This is a genomic window from Allobosea sp. RCC_152_1, assembly GCF_041360765.1.
GTDB classification, from domain to species: domain Bacteria; phylum Pseudomonadota; class Alphaproteobacteria; order Rhizobiales; family Beijerinckiaceae; genus Allobosea; species Allobosea spartocytisi.
In genome coordinates this window covers 371588-385031 of the sequence record NZ_JBFUPU010000001.1, presented here as the reverse complement: position 1 = coordinate 385031, position 13444 = coordinate 371588, and the positions used below count along the sequence as shown (strand labels likewise).

The 13444-nt window shown below is 67.0% G+C and carries 15 protein-coding genes; 8 read left to right on the top strand and 7 right to left on the bottom strand.

Annotation, left to right across the window (positions count from 1 at the left end):
- The first annotated feature begins 34 nt into the window (after window positions 1-34).
- A complete protein-coding gene (locus AB6806_RS01770) occupies window positions 35-1558 on the top strand; it encodes a sensor histidine kinase (protein ID WP_142020390.1) in 1524 nt (507 codons plus the stop codon).
- A 105-nt stretch (window positions 1559-1663) separates the two neighbouring features.
- Entirely contained in the window at window positions 1664-2782 is a 1119-nt protein-coding gene (locus AB6806_RS01765) for a D-alanine--D-alanine ligase family protein (protein WP_370953998.1), read from the top strand.
- A 21-nt stretch (window positions 2783-2803) separates the two neighbouring features.
- Here AB6806_RS01765 and AB6806_RS01760 read toward each other — a convergent pair whose 3' ends face one another.
- A complete protein-coding gene (locus AB6806_RS01760; RefSeq protein ID WP_142020388.1) occupies window positions 2804-3409 on the bottom strand; it encodes an NAD(P)H-dependent oxidoreductase in 606 nt (201 codons plus the stop codon).
- A gap of 123 nt (window positions 3410-3532) precedes the next feature.
- Here AB6806_RS01760 and AB6806_RS01755 point away from each other — a divergent pair, with 123 nt between their 5' ends.
- Complete coding sequence (locus AB6806_RS01755; RefSeq protein ID WP_370953997.1) at window positions 3533-4132, top strand: TetR/AcrR family transcriptional regulator; 600 nt, start codon at window positions 3533-3535, stop codon at window positions 4130-4132.
- A gap of 55 nt (window positions 4133-4187) precedes the next feature.
- Here AB6806_RS01755 and cobT read toward each other — a convergent pair whose 3' ends face one another.
- On the bottom strand, window positions 4188-5207 hold the full coding sequence (cobT, locus tag AB6806_RS01750) for a nicotinate-nucleotide--dimethylbenzimidazole phosphoribosyltransferase (RefSeq protein ID WP_038361709.1): 1020 nt from the start codon (window positions 5205-5207) through the stop codon (window positions 4188-4190).
- Between the two features lie 114 nt (window positions 5208-5321).
- On the opposite strand from cobT, the gene AB6806_RS01745 reads away from it, so the two are divergent.
- A complete protein-coding gene (locus AB6806_RS01745; protein WP_370953996.1) occupies window positions 5322-6176 on the top strand; it encodes an adenosylcobinamide-GDP ribazoletransferase in 855 nt (284 codons plus the stop codon).
- The gene (locus tag AB6806_RS01740; protein WP_142020386.1) at window positions 6173-6379 is read left to right on the top strand and encodes a DUF1289 domain-containing protein; all 207 of its coding nucleotides are present in this window, start codon (window positions 6173-6175) and stop codon (window positions 6377-6379) included. Before AB6806_RS01745 ends, AB6806_RS01740 begins: the two co-directional genes overlap by 4 nt.
- Window positions 6380-6459: 80 nt before the next feature.
- Here AB6806_RS01740 and AB6806_RS01735 read toward each other — a convergent pair whose 3' ends face one another.
- The 5 genes from AB6806_RS01735 to AB6806_RS01715 all read right to left on the bottom strand — a co-directional run bounded on the left by AB6806_RS01735 (window position 6460) and on the right by AB6806_RS01715 (window position 9682).
- The gene (locus AB6806_RS01735) at window positions 6460-6933 is read right to left on the bottom strand and encodes a GNAT family N-acetyltransferase (RefSeq protein WP_142020385.1); all 474 of its coding nucleotides are present in this window, start codon (window positions 6931-6933) and stop codon (window positions 6460-6462) included.
- Window positions 6934-6952: 19 nt separating this feature from the next.
- On the bottom strand, window positions 6953-7786 hold the full coding sequence (locus tag AB6806_RS01730) for a sulfite exporter TauE/SafE family protein (RefSeq protein WP_113253186.1): 834 nt from the start codon (window positions 7784-7786) through the stop codon (window positions 6953-6955).
- A gap of 118 nt (window positions 7787-7904) precedes the next feature.
- Complete coding sequence (locus tag AB6806_RS01725; RefSeq protein ID WP_370954300.1) at window positions 7905-8540, bottom strand: DUF1428 domain-containing protein; 636 nt, start codon at window positions 8538-8540, stop codon at window positions 7905-7907.
- 343 nt (window positions 8541-8883) lie between these two features.
- On the bottom strand, window positions 8884-9288 hold the full coding sequence (locus tag AB6806_RS01720; RefSeq protein WP_370953995.1) for an SRPBCC family protein: 405 nt from the start codon (window positions 9286-9288) through the stop codon (window positions 8884-8886).
- Between the two features lie 49 nt (window positions 9289-9337).
- Window positions 9338-9682 carry an ArsR/SmtB family transcription factor gene (locus AB6806_RS01715; RefSeq protein WP_370953994.1) on the bottom strand — a complete coding sequence of 115 codons (345 nt, stop codon included), beginning with the start codon at window positions 9680-9682 and terminating at the stop codon, window positions 9338-9340.
- A gap of 896 nt (window positions 9683-10578) precedes the next feature.
- Between AB6806_RS01715 and AB6806_RS01710 the strand changes: the two genes are divergently transcribed.
- From AB6806_RS01710 to AB6806_RS01700, 3 genes are all read left to right on the top strand, one after another.
- A complete protein-coding gene (locus AB6806_RS01710; RefSeq protein WP_370953993.1) occupies window positions 10579-11670 on the top strand; it encodes a LacI family DNA-binding transcriptional regulator in 1092 nt (363 codons plus the stop codon).
- Window positions 11671-11736: 66 nt separating this feature from the next.
- Window positions 11737-12612, top strand: a complete 876-nt coding sequence (locus AB6806_RS01705; RefSeq protein ID WP_370953992.1) for a carbohydrate ABC transporter permease — start codon at window positions 11737-11739, stop codon at window positions 12610-12612.
- Complete coding sequence (locus AB6806_RS01700) at window positions 12602-13435, top strand: carbohydrate ABC transporter permease (RefSeq protein ID WP_370953991.1); 834 nt, start codon at window positions 12602-12604, stop codon at window positions 13433-13435. The genes AB6806_RS01705 and AB6806_RS01700 overlap by 11 nt, the downstream gene beginning before the upstream one ends.
- The last annotated feature ends 9 nt before the right edge of the window (window positions 13436-13444 follow it).

Here is a 13444-nt window from a genome sequence, read left to right as displayed (position 1 = left end):
CCGCGCCGCGGAACGAGGATGCGTACCCTTTGCCATGGCGGAAGTGACGGCCGAACAGGTGCAGCGCGGGCGCGGGCCGGACCCTGCCGCCGTCGCGCGCCGCAAGCTGCTCACGAGGGAGGTCAAGACCGTCCGCGAGCGGCTGACCTCCTCGTCCGGCCTCGAGCGCGCCTTCGACAACGAGCTCCTGCGCAGCTTCGCGCAATACCGGGTTTCCGGCTCCGTCGGCACGATGGTGCTCACGCTCGGCATCGCGGCCGCGGCCTGCCTGTGGCTGCCCGTCTACCTCGCCGCGTCCTGGAGCGCTTTCGTGCTGGCCAGCGCGCTCGTCATCGTCGGGCTGTCGCGCCGCTATCTCACCAAACGCCCGGAGGACATCCGCCCGGCGCGCTGGCGCCGCTGGTTCGCGCTGGCGGAAGGCTTCCACGGCCTGTGTTGGGCGGCGCTTCTCGTGCTCTTCGCGCAGATCGACGCTCCCGGCGCGAAAATCTTCGTGACCACCGCCTTGCTGATCGTCAGCGCGCTGACGGTGATGCTCTCGGCCTCGATCCCGCTCGCGGTCTATGCGGGCTTAAGCCCGATCATCCTCGGCATCATGCTGTTCTTTTGGGACAAGCGCGACATCGACAGCATCACCATGGCGCTGATGGCGGCCTCGGCGCAGCTCTTCTTCATCTTCCTCGCCAACCGCCTCTATGCCAGCTCGGTCGAGACCATCGGCTTCCGGGCCGAGAAGGATGCGCTGTTCGCGGAGCTGGAGACCGCCAACGCCAATTCGGACGAGGCGCGGCGCAAGGCCGAGGAAGCGAACCTCGCCAAATCCCGCTTTCTCGCCACGATGAGCCATGAGCTGCGCACCCCGCTCAACGCCATCCTCGGCTTTTCCGAGGTGATGAAGAACGAGATCTTCGGCGCCCATGCCAATGCCGCCTACAGGGAGTATTCGGGCGACATCCACGGCTCGGGCCAGCATCTGCTCAACCTGATCAACGAGATCCTCGACCTTTCCCGCATCGAGGCCGGCAAATACGAGCTGAACGAGGAGGCGATCTCCCTTATCGGCATCGTCGAGGATTGCCGCCACATGCTGGCGCTGCGCGCCAAGGCCAAGGGCCAGATGATCCGCGAATTCGCCGAACCCGACCTGCCGCGCGTCTGGGCCGATGAGCGGGCCATCCGGCAGGTGGTGCTCAACATCCTGTCGAACGCGATCAAGTTCACCCCGCAGGGCGGCGAGATCACCATGAAGATCGGCTGGACGGCCACCGGCGGACAATATGTCACGATCACCGACACCGGGCCGGGCATCCCCGAGAACGAGATCCCGATCGTTATGCAGAGCTTCGGGCGGGGCTCGCTCGCCATCAAGACCGCCGAGCAGGGCTCAGGCCTGGGCCTGCCGATCGTCAAGGGGCTGGTCGATCTGCATGGCGGCGGCTTCCTCCTCAGGTCGAAGCCTCGCGGCGGCACCGAGGTCACCATCACCCTGCCGGCCGAGCGGGTGATGGACGCCCTGCCCGCCCTGCCCGAACCGAAGCCGAAACCGCGTGCGGCCTGAGCTCCGCCACCGGCCAAAGCTTCATCACAAAGCCATGATCGCCCGACAAGACCGCCATCCCTCCCGGCGCCTCCCATCTCCGCCTCAGCACTGGATCACTGGACCATGAACGGCAAAATCCGCGTCGCGGTGCTCTATGGCGGCAAGTCGGGAGAGCATGAGGTCTCGCTCAAATCCGGGGCCTCCGTGGTGCGCCATCTCGACCGGGAGCGCTTCGAGCTGATTCCGGTCAGCATCGACAAGCAGGGCCGCTGGCAGCGGCAGGATCCCAAGCGCCTGGCCGAGTGGAATGCGGAGAGCCTGCCGATTCACGCCGATGCGCCGGAAATCCGCCTCGCCGCCGATGGAGCCGGCGGGCTGCAGGTCGCGGCGCTCGACGGCACCGCGGCGGATGGCGGCATCGACGTGGTGTTTCCAGTGATCCACGGCCCGCTCTGCGAGGACGGGGCCGTGCAAGGCCTGCTGGAGCTGTCCGGCACCGCCTATGTCGGCTCGGGCGTGCTCGCCTCCGCCATCGGCATGCACAAGGACATCGCCAAGCGGCTCGCCGCGCTCGCGGGGCTGCCGGTCGCGCCTTATGTGACGGTGGCCAGGCGCGAGTTCCAGCGCGATCCGGCGGCGGTCGGCACGGCGGCGCAGGCGAAGCTGACGCTGCCGGTCTTCATCAAGCCCTGCAATATGGGCTCCAGCGTCGGCGTCCATAAGGTGAAGCGCTGGGAGGATCTCGACGCCGCCCTCGTCGACGCCTTCCGCTACGATACGCGCGTCCTGATCGAGCAGGGCATCGACGCCCGCGAGGTCGAGGTCGCGGTGCTCGACGGCGACCCGCCCTTCGTCAGCGTGGCGAGCGAACTCAACGCCCACCCCAAGCACGAGTTCTATTCCTACGAGGCCAAGTATATCGACCAGGACGGCGCGACCGTCGACCTGCCGGCGAAGCTCGAGCCCGCACAGATGGAGCGCGTCCGGGAACTGGCTAAGACGGCCTTCCTGGCGCTCGAATGCAGCGGGCTGGCGCGCGTCGACTTCTTCCTCGACCGGAAGAGCGGCGAATTCTACTTCAACGAGATCAACACCCTGCCCGGCTTCACCGCGATCAGCATGTATCCGAAGATGATGGAAGCCTCCGGCATGGCCTATCGCGACCTGATCACCCGGCTGATCGAGCTTGCGCTGGAGCGCCATGCCGAGCGCGCGGCGCTGAAGACGGATTACGATGCCTGATCCGGCGCCGGTCGGGCCTTGTCACGCAGCCTTTACGGCTGCCGGCTGATCGAAGATGGCGCGGCCAATGCGCCCGGCCTCATCGATGACATTGGAAGCATCGTCGGGCGCGTTCGGCAGCAGCAGCTCCGAACGGCGCACCGGCGCGCCGCAATAGCCGAAGATGCCGTGGTCGATCTGCGTTCTCATCGCGCCAAAATAGCCATGGCGGGCATAGGTCCGCAGGTCGGCGCCGCCAATGGCGACAAGATGGATCGACAGGTGGCCCAGCTTCTTCACCACGCGGCCGCCGGGCACCTCCTCGTAAGCCCAGCCATTGCTGAAGACGCGGTCGATCCAGCCTTTCAGCAAGCCGGGAAAAGACCACCAATAGACGGGATAGACCAGGACGAGCGCATCGGCCCGGTCCAGGCGCGCCTGCTCGGCCAGAACGGCGGCATCTGCAGGCGCCTGCCTGAGATGGGCTGTGATGTCGCTCTCTTTGAAGCGGGGGTCGAAACCCTCAGCCGAAAGATCGGCGATCTCGCTGGAATGGCCGGTCTCGCCAATCCCATTGGCAATCCGCCTGGCCACGGCATGCGCCAGCGATTGGGGCAAGGGATGAGAGACAACGATGAGGCTGTGCATGACCGATCTCCGAAAGCGATTGCGCATCCGCCATCGCGCTTATATACTTTTAGTAAGTTACCAATGGTATATTAAATGTCAACCTCCCTCCCACCTGCCCGCTCCGATGCGGGCCCCACCGCGATGCGGCAGCGGCTGACGCGCGACGAGCGCTACCGCCAATTGGTCGACGTCGCCTGGCGCCTCGTGCGCCGAGACGGGACCGACGCGTTGAGCCTGGGCCGCCTGAGCGAAGAGGCCGGCGTGACCAAGCCTGTCGTCTACGATCATTTCGGCACGCGGGCGGGCCTCTTGGCGGCGCTTTACCGCGAATACGATCAACGCCAGACGGCGCTGATGGACGAGGCGCTCGCAAATAGCCCTCAGCTGCTCGACGCGCGCGCCGGCGTGATCGCCGCGTGCTACGTCGATTGCGTCCTCACTCAAGGGCGGGAGATTCCGGGCGTCACGGCTGCGCTTGCCGGTTCGCCGGAGCTCGACCAGCTCAAGCGCGGCTATAGCGCGATCTTCATCGGAAAGTGCCGAGCGGCGCTCCAGCCCTTCGCCGACATTCCGATCCCGGCCGCTGCGTTTTGGGGGGTGCTCGGAGCAGCCGAGGCACTCTCGGGCGCTGCCGCGGCCAACGAGATTTCGCGAGAGGAAGCGCAGGCGGAACTGCTCGACGTCATTCTGACGACCGTCAGACGACATAGGACAGCGGGGGCCATCGCCACACGAGGGTGACCGGCAAGGCAGCGAGCCCTGACGGTGCGCTTCCCCCCGCTTAACTCAGCCGGCGTCAGTCCTTGCGCGCCACCTGCGCCTGTTCGAAGGTCGCCATGCCCGAATGGATCGCGGCGGCGGCCTTGACGAGGCCCGCTGCCAGCGCGGCGCCCGAGCCCTCGCCGAGGCGCATGTCGAGCGCCAGCAGCGGCACCTTGCCGAGCCGGGCCAGCACCTCGGCATGGGCGCCCTCGGTCGAGAGATGCCCGGCCAGGCAATGGTCGATGGCCGAGGGCTCGATGGCGTGCAGGATCGCGGCCGCGGCGGTGACGACATAGCCATCGAGGATCACCGGGATGCGCTGCGAGCGCGCGGCGATGATGGCGCCACAGATCGCCGCGATCTCGCGCCCGCCGAGGCGGCGCAACACCTCGAGCGGGTCCTTGAGATGGGCGCGGTGTAGGGCCAGGCCCTTCTCCACCGCCGCGACCTTGCGCTTGAAACCCTCATCGTCGATGCCGGTGCCGCGCCCGCACCAGCGGGCCACGTCGCCACCATAGAGCGCGGCATAGATCGCCGCGGCCGAGGTGGTGTTGCCGATGCCCATCTCGCCAAGGCAGAGCAGATCGGCGCCACCGGCCAGCGCCTCCATGCCAAAAGCCATGGTCGCGACACAGGCGCGCTCGTCGAGCGCGTCGGTCTGGGTGAAGTCGCCGGTCGGCAGGTCGAGCGCGAGGTCGAAGACCTTGAAGCCGAGATCATAGGCTGCGCAGATCTGGTTGATCGCCGCGCCGCCGGCAGCGAAATTCTCCAGCATCTGGCGCGTCACCGCCTGCGGATAGGCCGAGACGCCCTGCGCCACCACGCCATGGTTGCCGGCGAAGACGCAGACCAGCGGGCGCCGCACCTCGGGCGGGGCCTTGCCCTGCCAGGCGGCGAGCCATTCGGCGATCTCCTCCATGCGGCCGAGGCTGCCGGCCGGCTTGGTGAGGTTGGCGTCGCGGGCGCGCACCGCATTCGCCGCCGCCATGTCGGGGCCGGGCATCGCGGCGATGAGCTCGCGGATATCGTCGAAGGGCAAACCGGAAGCGGACATGAGATCAGATCCATCACGCAAACGCCGCAGCAGCGCATCGGCGTGGCGGCAAGGTTGATGCTGCTGCTATAGGCTCGGCAGGTGGAAGACAATCGACGGGAGCGCGAAGCCGGCATGGCGGAAGCGGAAACCAGCGTGGAACCGATGCAGGACAGCCCGCCGATCTGGCCGGGCTGGCTTGCCGCGACCGCGATCTGCATCCGCTTCTATTCGCGCCTGCCCGTGCCCCGGCTGCCGGGCGAAGGCGATCTGCACGGCATTCCCGATTTCAGGCTGGTGCCACGCGCCCTGCCCTTCGCGGCGCTGGCGATCGCGCTGCCGGCGGCGCTCGTCACCCTGATCGGGGGGCTTGCGGGCCTCAGCGGGATGGTCGTCGCGGCGCTCGCCCTGACTGCGCTGGCGCTGAGCACCGGCGCCTTCCATGAGGACGGGCTCGCCGACAGCGCCGACGGGCTGTTCGGCGGGCATACGGTCGAGCGCCGGCTGGAGATCATGAAAGACAGCCGCATCGGCTCCTATGGCGCGATGGCGCTGGGGCTGTCGCTGCTGCTGCGCGCGAGCCTGATCGCGGGGATACTCGACCATGCCGGCGCCTGGGGCGCTGCGGCGGCGGTGCTCGTCGCAGCGCCGTGGTCACGCGCGGAAGGCCTGCTCCTGCTTGCGACCCAGCCTCCGGCGCGCAGCGGCGGCGCCTCGGCGGCGGTCGGCCAGCCCAGCCTCGCCACGGCGCGGATCGCGCTGGGCTTGAGCCTTATCGGGGCGACCGGAATCGCGCTTGCCGCACATCTCCCGCTGGCCGGATTGCTGGCCGGCTTCGCGCTGGCGCATGGGGCGGCAGCGGTGTTGGCCCGGCTGGCGCGCCGGCTGATCGGGGGGCAGACCGGCGATATCGTCGGCGCCGTCCAGCAGCTTGCCGAGATCGCGATCTATCTCGGGCTCGCGCTCGCGCTGGGATGGGCGGGGCGATGAGCACCGTCTCGACGCCCTGCATCAAGGTTTGCGTCATCGACCCGGCGAGCGGGCTCTGCGAGGGCTGCGGACGCACGCTCGACGAAATCGCGCAGTGGTCGGGCCTCAGCGAGGCCGAGCGACTGGCAATCATGGCGGAATTGCCGGAGCGGTCGAGTTTGCGGGAGAAGCCGCCGGGGCCGCCGCGTCATGCTCGGGCTTGACCCGAGCATCTCGGAAACCGGCACACTCTCGTCACGGTCTTCTCGGGTCTACGCTTCGCTGCGCCCGAGAATGACGGCTTCTACCTCTTCGCCACCGCCGCCAGCGCCTCACCGGTCAGGCGATAAAAGACCTTCTTCGTCTGCGCGACTGCGCCAAGGCTCTCATAGAAGCGCAGCAGGGCCGGATCGTCGGCGTCGGCGGTCCAGTCGAGGCGCCTGTGGCCGCGTTCCAGCGCCAATGCCGCGAGGGCCTGCATCAGCGCGCGGCCGAGCCCTTTGCCGCGGGCGGCATCGGCAACGTAGATCTCCTTCAGGAAGAAGCCCGATTTCAGCCCCGGCCCCGGATAGAGGTTGCAGGCCGAGGCGAAGCCCCGGACCGCCTCCCCCTTCACCGCGACGAGGATGTCCACGCCGGCCGGGAGAGCGGCAAGGTCGGCGCGAATCTCCGCCACCGGCGGGCACGGCACCCGGTAGTGCCCCTGCATCTCGACCATCAGCGCAGCCAGTGCCGGATGGTCGGCGGGTTGCAGCAGGCGGATCATCGGCTCGCTCATCCCCTCGCCTCGCGCCGCTTCAGTGGAGCAGGGACCAGATGAAGCGCCCGGCGACGACGAGCAGGAAGAGGCCGAAGGCCACCTCCAGCCGCCGCTTCGAGAGCCGGTGCGCCAGCCGGGCCCCGATCGGCGCCGTCCAGATCGAGGTCGGGATGAACAGGATCATGCCGAGCAGCGAGACGTAGCCGAGAGAGAACGGCGGCAGGATGTCCATCTTCGGCCAGCCGGCATAGATGAAGCCGAGCGCGCCGGGGATCGAGATCAGCACGCCGAGCCCCGATGAGGTCGCCACCGCCTGGTGGATCGGGCGGCCGTAGAAGGTCATGAACAGGCTGGAAAGCTGGCCGCCGCCGATGCCCATCAGCGAGGAGAGCACGCCGATGACGCCGCCATAGGCGACCATCAGCGGCTTGCCCGGCATCTCCTCGCCGAATTTCCAGCGATCCGCCGCGAAGAGCAGGCGGATGGCGGAGATCGTCGCGACGACGACGAAGACGATCTTGAAGAGATCGGCCGGCGCGTAGCGCGCGATATAGCTGCCGACGAGGACGCCAAGCACCACCGGCACGGCCCAGACCTTGAGGATCGAGAGATCGACCAGCCCCTTGGCGCGGTGAGCGTTGAAGGAGCGGATCGAGGTCGGGATGATGACGGCGAGCGAGGTGCCGACGCTGAGCGGCATCCGGACCTCCTCCGGCACGCCGATGACGCGGAAGACCTCGTAGAGCACCGGCACGATGACCGCGCCGCCGCCGACGCCGAAGACGCCGGCGAGCAACCCCGTCACGGCCCCCGCCAGCACGAGCGAGACGGCGAGGAAGACGAGATCGCCGATGGGAATGCCTGCGAGCATGGAGAAGGTTCCGGTGGGCCAGCCCTTCCCCTCTCGGCGATTTCGTCAGCCGGGGCAAGGGCTTCCGGACAGCCCTGTCATGTGCTGCCCGGTGTCCCTGGCCCAGGCGGCGCCCGGCTCAGGCGTCCAGCAAGGTGGTGAAACCACCATAGACCATGCGCTGGCCGTCGAATGGCATGGGCATGCCGTTCATCCGCGCATCCTGCCTGATCTTGCCCCAGGCCTCGTCGCGGGCGGCTTTGGTCGGCCATTCGACCCAGCCGAACACGACGGCCTCGCCGTCCTTCGCCTTCACTGCGCCCTTGAAATCCGTGACCTTGCCATCCGGCACATCGTCACCCCAGGCATCGACGACGCGGCGCGCGCCGTGATCCGTGAACAGCGCGGAGAGCCCCGCCGCATAGTCGCGGAAATCCGCCTTGCGTTCCTGCGGCACGGCGATCAGCACGCCATCGACATAACCCGCCGCGCCGCCTTCGCCGTCATCGACGAGCGCGTCGAAGCCGCCCATGATCATGCGCTTGCCGTCGAAAGGCATCGACTGCCCCATCGACGCCATGCGCGGATCGCTCATCATCTTCGCATTGGCCGCGTCGCGCGTCTTCCGGTCGGGATACTCGAACCAGGAGAAGACCACGACCTCGTCGGGCGTCGCCTTCACGGCGCCCTTGAAGTCGGTGACCTTGCCGTCCGGCACCTCGTCGCCCCAGGCCTCGACCATGCGGGTGACACCGAACTCCTTGAAGAGCGGCAGCGCCTACTTCGCATGCTTGCGGTAGACATCCTTGTTGGCGGCGGGAACCGCGACCACGAAACCTTCGACATAAGCCATCGTGTAGTCTCCTCTTGAATCGCGCCGGCCCATCCGGCGCCACATAGGTTGATATCAACTCAACTTCAGTATCGGTGGCACATTTGCGCCCGCCTCAACCGCAGCGGGAACCGACCGCTCGAGACGGGTGCAGCGCGGCGCGCGACGGCTCGCGCGACACGATCCTGTGTTCCATCGTCTCCTCTCCTCCGCTGGCGCCGGTTCGGCATCGGCGGCGGCGCTCCTCGCTGGCGCCGGATACGGATGAGCGAGGCTCGCCTTGACCTCAGGCGAAGAAGGCCTCCAGCTTGACCATCGAGCCCGTCCAGCCATGGGTGTGGCCGCGGACAGCGGCATCATCGAACAGCTTCTCGTGCAGCAGTGTCAGGAGCGTGCCGTCGCCATCGGGCTTCAATGTAACCGTCACGCGCGAAACGCGTTCCGGCGTCGTCACCCAGGACCAGCTGAAGACGAGGCGCTCGTTCTCGACCACCTCGAGATAGCGGCCGGAGACCTCATGGCGCGCGCCATTATCCTCCAGCATGACGACCCGGTAGGCGCCGTCGACATGGGGATCGATCTCGGCCTCCTGCGCCACCACGTTTTCCGGCCCGAACCAGCGAACCAGCAATTCGGGATCGGTCCAGGCCTGGTAGACCTCCGCCGGGTTCGCATTCAGCCGGCGTTTCATGGTGAGGCTCGGTGTCACCGGCTGATGCATGCCTTCTCCCAGCCTCTCGTCAATCTCGCCCCTGGCGCCGCGCATCCAGCAGCGCGGCCAGAGCATCGAGCCGTTCAGTCCAGAACCTCTGATAGCGGGCGAGCCAGCTCATCGCTTCCTCCATCGGCCCGGCGTTGAGATGGCAGGACACGGTGCGCCCCGCCTTGGTCCGCCTCAGCAACCCGGCGTCGGACAGGACGTCGAGATGCTTCATCACCGCCGGCAGCGAGACCGGAAAGGGCTTCGCCAGCTCACTGACCGACAGCCCATCCTCCTGCTCCAGCCGCGCCAGCAAGGCCCGGCGCGTCGGATCCGCCAGGGCAGAGAAGGTGCGGTCGAGCTGCGCATCCTGAAACTTAACCATTGAGTTAAGTGTAAGTCCGTGACGAGGCCGCCGTCAAGATCCAGGCCGTTCGCATACGGCGCAGTGTGTGGGGAAGTGAAGTTTGCCGCAGTTTACGAAAGCGACCGCAATCTCACTGGTCACTGGTACGCACCGGCATTTGTTCAACATAAAACTCCAGCGGGCCGACGAATGATGCGGAATGAGGCCGGCGGCTTATCTCAGGCGCAGAAAGTTTGGCACCTTGAAGCGCCAATGCGGCACCTAGAAGCAGATAGATTGGCACTGGGTCGCGAATGATCGAGTGCTTAATCGACCAGAACGGCCAGCGGATTCCTGCCGGCCGTTCTGATTCTGCACATCGAGACGAAGCGTCAGGGTCGTTTTGAATGCGATCCCATATCGCCCCCAACGTGGCAGGTTGTGTCTCGGCATGTCGGCGGATGGTTCCGAACATACGCCCGCGATTGGCCCCTTCCCGACCTTCGGAAGGTCTGCTTCCGAGCGATCCAATTCAAACGTCGAACTTCGGCGTCTGCTGCCTACAGCAACATTCACCAACTGCCATATGCCAACATCTCCTGACACTGAGCTTTGCCAGTCGGCCTGGCGGCATGTGAGCCGGGCTGGCCAAGGGCAGGCGCGACGGCGAAGGACAGGGACTAATCCGCCCGCCTCGCTGCTGCCCGGCTTGCCTGACGCCCCTGGCACCGCGACGGCATCGTTCGACCGCGGGGGGGTAGCCGGCCGATGATGATCGGGCTTGGCGCTTCCGACTCTGTCGGTTCCGAACGGCTTCGGCGAGCCCCCCGCGTCGGTCGGGAGGAATTGGTTATGTCCTCGAGGACGCAGCGAACACTTGTGCAGCAAAGCGCGTCCTGTTAAACGTTTTTCTGTAAAACGTTTAACAGGACGCTATGAACGATCGACGGATCACGATCAGGGATGTCGCGGCACGCGCTGGTGTTTCGATTGCGACGGTCTCGAATGTGTTCAGCGGCAACAAGCCGGTGAACGCCGATCTGCGCGAGCGCGTACTCAAGGCCGCGGACGAACTTGCCTATCAGGTCGATCGTGCCGCCTCGCAGCTCCGCTCCGGCCAGGCCAAGGTCGTCGGCGTGCTCGTGCCCGATCTCGACGACGTCTTCTTCACCTCGCTGGTGTCGCAGATCGAGGTGATGGCGCAGGCGGATGGCTACGACATCCTCGTCGCCAGTTCGCGCGATGATACCGGTCTTGAACAATCGCGCCTGCGCACCTTGCTGGCATGGCGCCCCTCCGGCCTGATCGTGGTGCCCTGCTCGGATGCGATGCCGCGTGGCCTCGCGGGAGAGATCGGGCGGCTTCCGATGGTCTTCGCCGACCGTGTTCCGCCCGAGGGCTCGGCCGTCGACACAGTGGCGATCGACAACCGCGAAGCCGGCGAGATTGCCGCCCGTCATCTGCTCGGCCTCGGCCACCGCGACATCGTCATTGCGGCCTCAAGCCTTGCCATCTCCCCGATCCGCGAGCGCGTTCGCGGGGCTTGCGAGCTGATCCGCAGGGCGGCGGGCGTCGAGGCGACGGTGGTCGAGCTTGGCTCTGTCGCCGAGCGGGGGGCGGAGCTGTTCCGGCACTGGCTGGAGCGGCACGCGCGGCCGAGCGCCGTCATCGCACTGACCAATGTCACGACGCTGAGCGCCCTGTCGGCGCTCGCGCGGCTCAGGATCGACGTTCCCGACCCCGTCTCGGTGATCGGCTTCGACGACTACCCCTGGATGAGCGCCCGCAAGACCGGGCTGACCGCGATCCGCCAGCCGGTCGCGGAGATCGCTGCAGCAGCCTGGCAGCGCCTGCGCGCGCGCATGGCCGGCGGCGACGCGCCGCCACGGACAATCGTGCTGCAGACCAGCCTGCAAGTCCGCGATTCCGTGCGCGATCTATCGCCCGGCGCCGCCGGCGAAAGGGACGCTCTCGACGCCGCGCCACGAACGGAGGAAGCGGCCGCAGCGCCCAAAGCCATTCACTGACGGACGCATAGCGTCCGCAATCACCGGGCCGACAGAGCCCGGAACGAAAGAAGTCCGGAGGAACGCGTGCAATTACAAAGAACGGCACGGATACTGCCGCTGCTTGCGCCGGTGCATCTGCTCATCCTGAGCGTGATCGTGCTGCCGTCGCTCTATGTCGTCTGGCTGAGCCTGAACACGTCGAGCTTCGGCCAGGCACCGAGCTTCGTCGGCCTGCAGAACTACTGGCGTGTCCTGACCGATCCCGCCTTCCACAGCGCGCTGTGGAACACCGTCGTCCTCGTCGTCGTCGCCGTGCATCTGGAGCTCGCTGTCGGGCTCGGCATGGCCCTGCTCTTCGCCAGCGGCCTGCCCTTCCGGCGCTTCCTGCTTGTCGCGGTGCTCGCGCCCTATGCGGTCAGCGAGGTCACAGCCGTCGTGATGTGGCGCTTCCTGTTCGATCCCGATGCCGGGCCGATCACGCTCGCCCTGCACGCGCTTGGCCTGCCCTCGCTCGACTGGTCGTTCGAGCCCTCGCACGCGATGATCCTGATCGGCCTTCTGACGATCTGGCTGCACCTGCCCTTCACCTTCGTCATCGTCTATGCGGCGCGGCTCGCCATCCCGGCCGAGCTCTACGAAGCCGCCCGGATCGACGGCGCGACGCGCTGGCAGGCCTTCCGCCGCGTGACTCTGCCCCTGCTCGGCCCGGCCATGCTGATCGCGCTGCTCTTCCGCTACATCTTCGCCTTCCGCCTGTTCTCGGAGGCGTGGTTGCTGACCAAGGGCGGGCCGGCCCGCTCGACCGAGGTCGTGGCGATCTACCTCTATCAGGAGGCCTTCAGCTTCAACGCGTTCGGCCCGGCCGCAGCAACCGCCTGGATTATGGTGCTGGCCTCGCTGCTGCTCGCCGGCGCCTATGTCTTCCTGCTCAGGCGCGGAGGTGTCGCCCATGCGCACTGAGCGGCTCCTGATCGGGCTGGGCAAGGCGCTCGCGGTCGTCGCGATCCTGTTCTGGTCGCTCTTCCCGATCCTGTTCATCGCCCTGTCGTCACTGAAGCCGGGGCAGGACATCTTCGCCGTGCCACCGAAATGGCTGTTCACCCCAACCTTCAAGCACTATGTCGAGCTCTGGCGCTCTTGGGGCGTGTTCTTCGAGGGGCTGCTCAACAGCCTGCTGATCACGGTCGGCGCGACGCTGCTCGCCATCATCGCCAGCGCCTGCGCCGGCTATGTCTATTCGCGCAATTCCGGCCGCTGGCTCGGCGCGAGCCTGCTCGGGCTCATCATCGTACGCCTGATCCCGCCGATCGTGGTGACGTTGCCGCTCTTCCCGATCGTGAACTGGCTGGGGCTCAGCGACACGCATCTCGTGCTGATCCTGCTCTACGCGACCTTCTTCGTCTCGCTGGGAACGGTGCTGATGCGCACCTTCATGGACCAGATCCCGCGCGAGCTCGACGAGGCCGCCTCCATCGATGGGGCGAGCCGCCTGACCATCCTGCGCAAGGTCATCATGCCGCTGGCGATGCCCGGCGTGCTCGCCGTCGCGGTCTTCGTGATCGTCTTCTCGTGGAACGAGTTCCTCTTCGCCTTCATCTTCACGGCGACGAAGGCGAAGACGGCCCCACTCGTGATCTCCGAGATGATCGGCTCCATCGACGGGGTCGACTGGGGGACCCTCTTCGCCGCCGCGACGGTGCAGCTCGTGCCCGTCCTCGTCTTCGTCGTCTTCATGAATCGCTACCTCGTGGCCGGCCTCACCGCCGGTTCGACGAAGGGATAGCCAACCACA

Coding starts and splice junctions, on each gene's coding strand:
- AB6806_RS01770 (WP_142020390.1), top strand. CDS start 35: ATGGCGGAAGTGACGGCCGAACAGGTGCAGCGCGGGCGCGGGCCGGAC.
- AB6806_RS01745 (WP_370953996.1), top strand. CDS start 5,322: ATGGCGGAAGCGGAAACCAGCGTGGAACCGATGCAGGACAGCCCGCCG.
- AB6806_RS01755 (WP_370953997.1), top strand. CDS start 3,533: ATGCGGCAGCGGCTGACGCGCGACGAGCGCTACCGCCAATTGGTCGAC.
- AB6806_RS01715 (WP_370953994.1), bottom strand. CDS start 9,682: ATGGTTAAGTTTCAGGATGCGCAGCTCGACCGCACCTTCTCTGCCCTG.
- AB6806_RS01735 (WP_142020385.1), bottom strand. CDS start 6,933: ATGAGCGAGCCGATGATCCGCCTGCTGCAACCCGCCGACCATCCGGCA.
- AB6806_RS01720 (WP_370953995.1), bottom strand. CDS start 9,288: ATGAAACGCCGGCTGAATGCGAACCCGGCGGAGGTCTACCAGGCCTGG.
- cobT (WP_038361709.1), bottom strand. CDS start 5,207: ATGTCCGCTTCCGGTTTGCCCTTCGACGATATCCGCGAGCTCATCGCC.
- AB6806_RS01730 (WP_113253186.1), bottom strand. CDS start 7,786: ATGCTCGCAGGCATTCCCATCGGCGATCTCGTCTTCCTCGCCGTCTCG.
- AB6806_RS01740 (WP_142020386.1), top strand. CDS start 6,173: ATGAGCACCGTCTCGACGCCCTGCATCAAGGTTTGCGTCATCGACCCG.
- AB6806_RS01760 (WP_142020388.1), bottom strand. CDS start 3,409: ATGCACAGCCTCATCGTTGTCTCTCATCCCTTGCCCCAATCGCTGGCG.
- AB6806_RS01700 (WP_370953991.1), top strand. CDS start 12,602: ATGCGCACTGAGCGGCTCCTGATCGGGCTGGGCAAGGCGCTCGCGGTC.
- AB6806_RS01710 (WP_370953993.1), top strand. CDS start 10,579: ATGAACGATCGACGGATCACGATCAGGGATGTCGCGGCACGCGCTGGT.
- AB6806_RS01765 (WP_370953998.1), top strand. CDS start 1,664: ATGAACGGCAAAATCCGCGTCGCGGTGCTCTATGGCGGCAAGTCGGGA.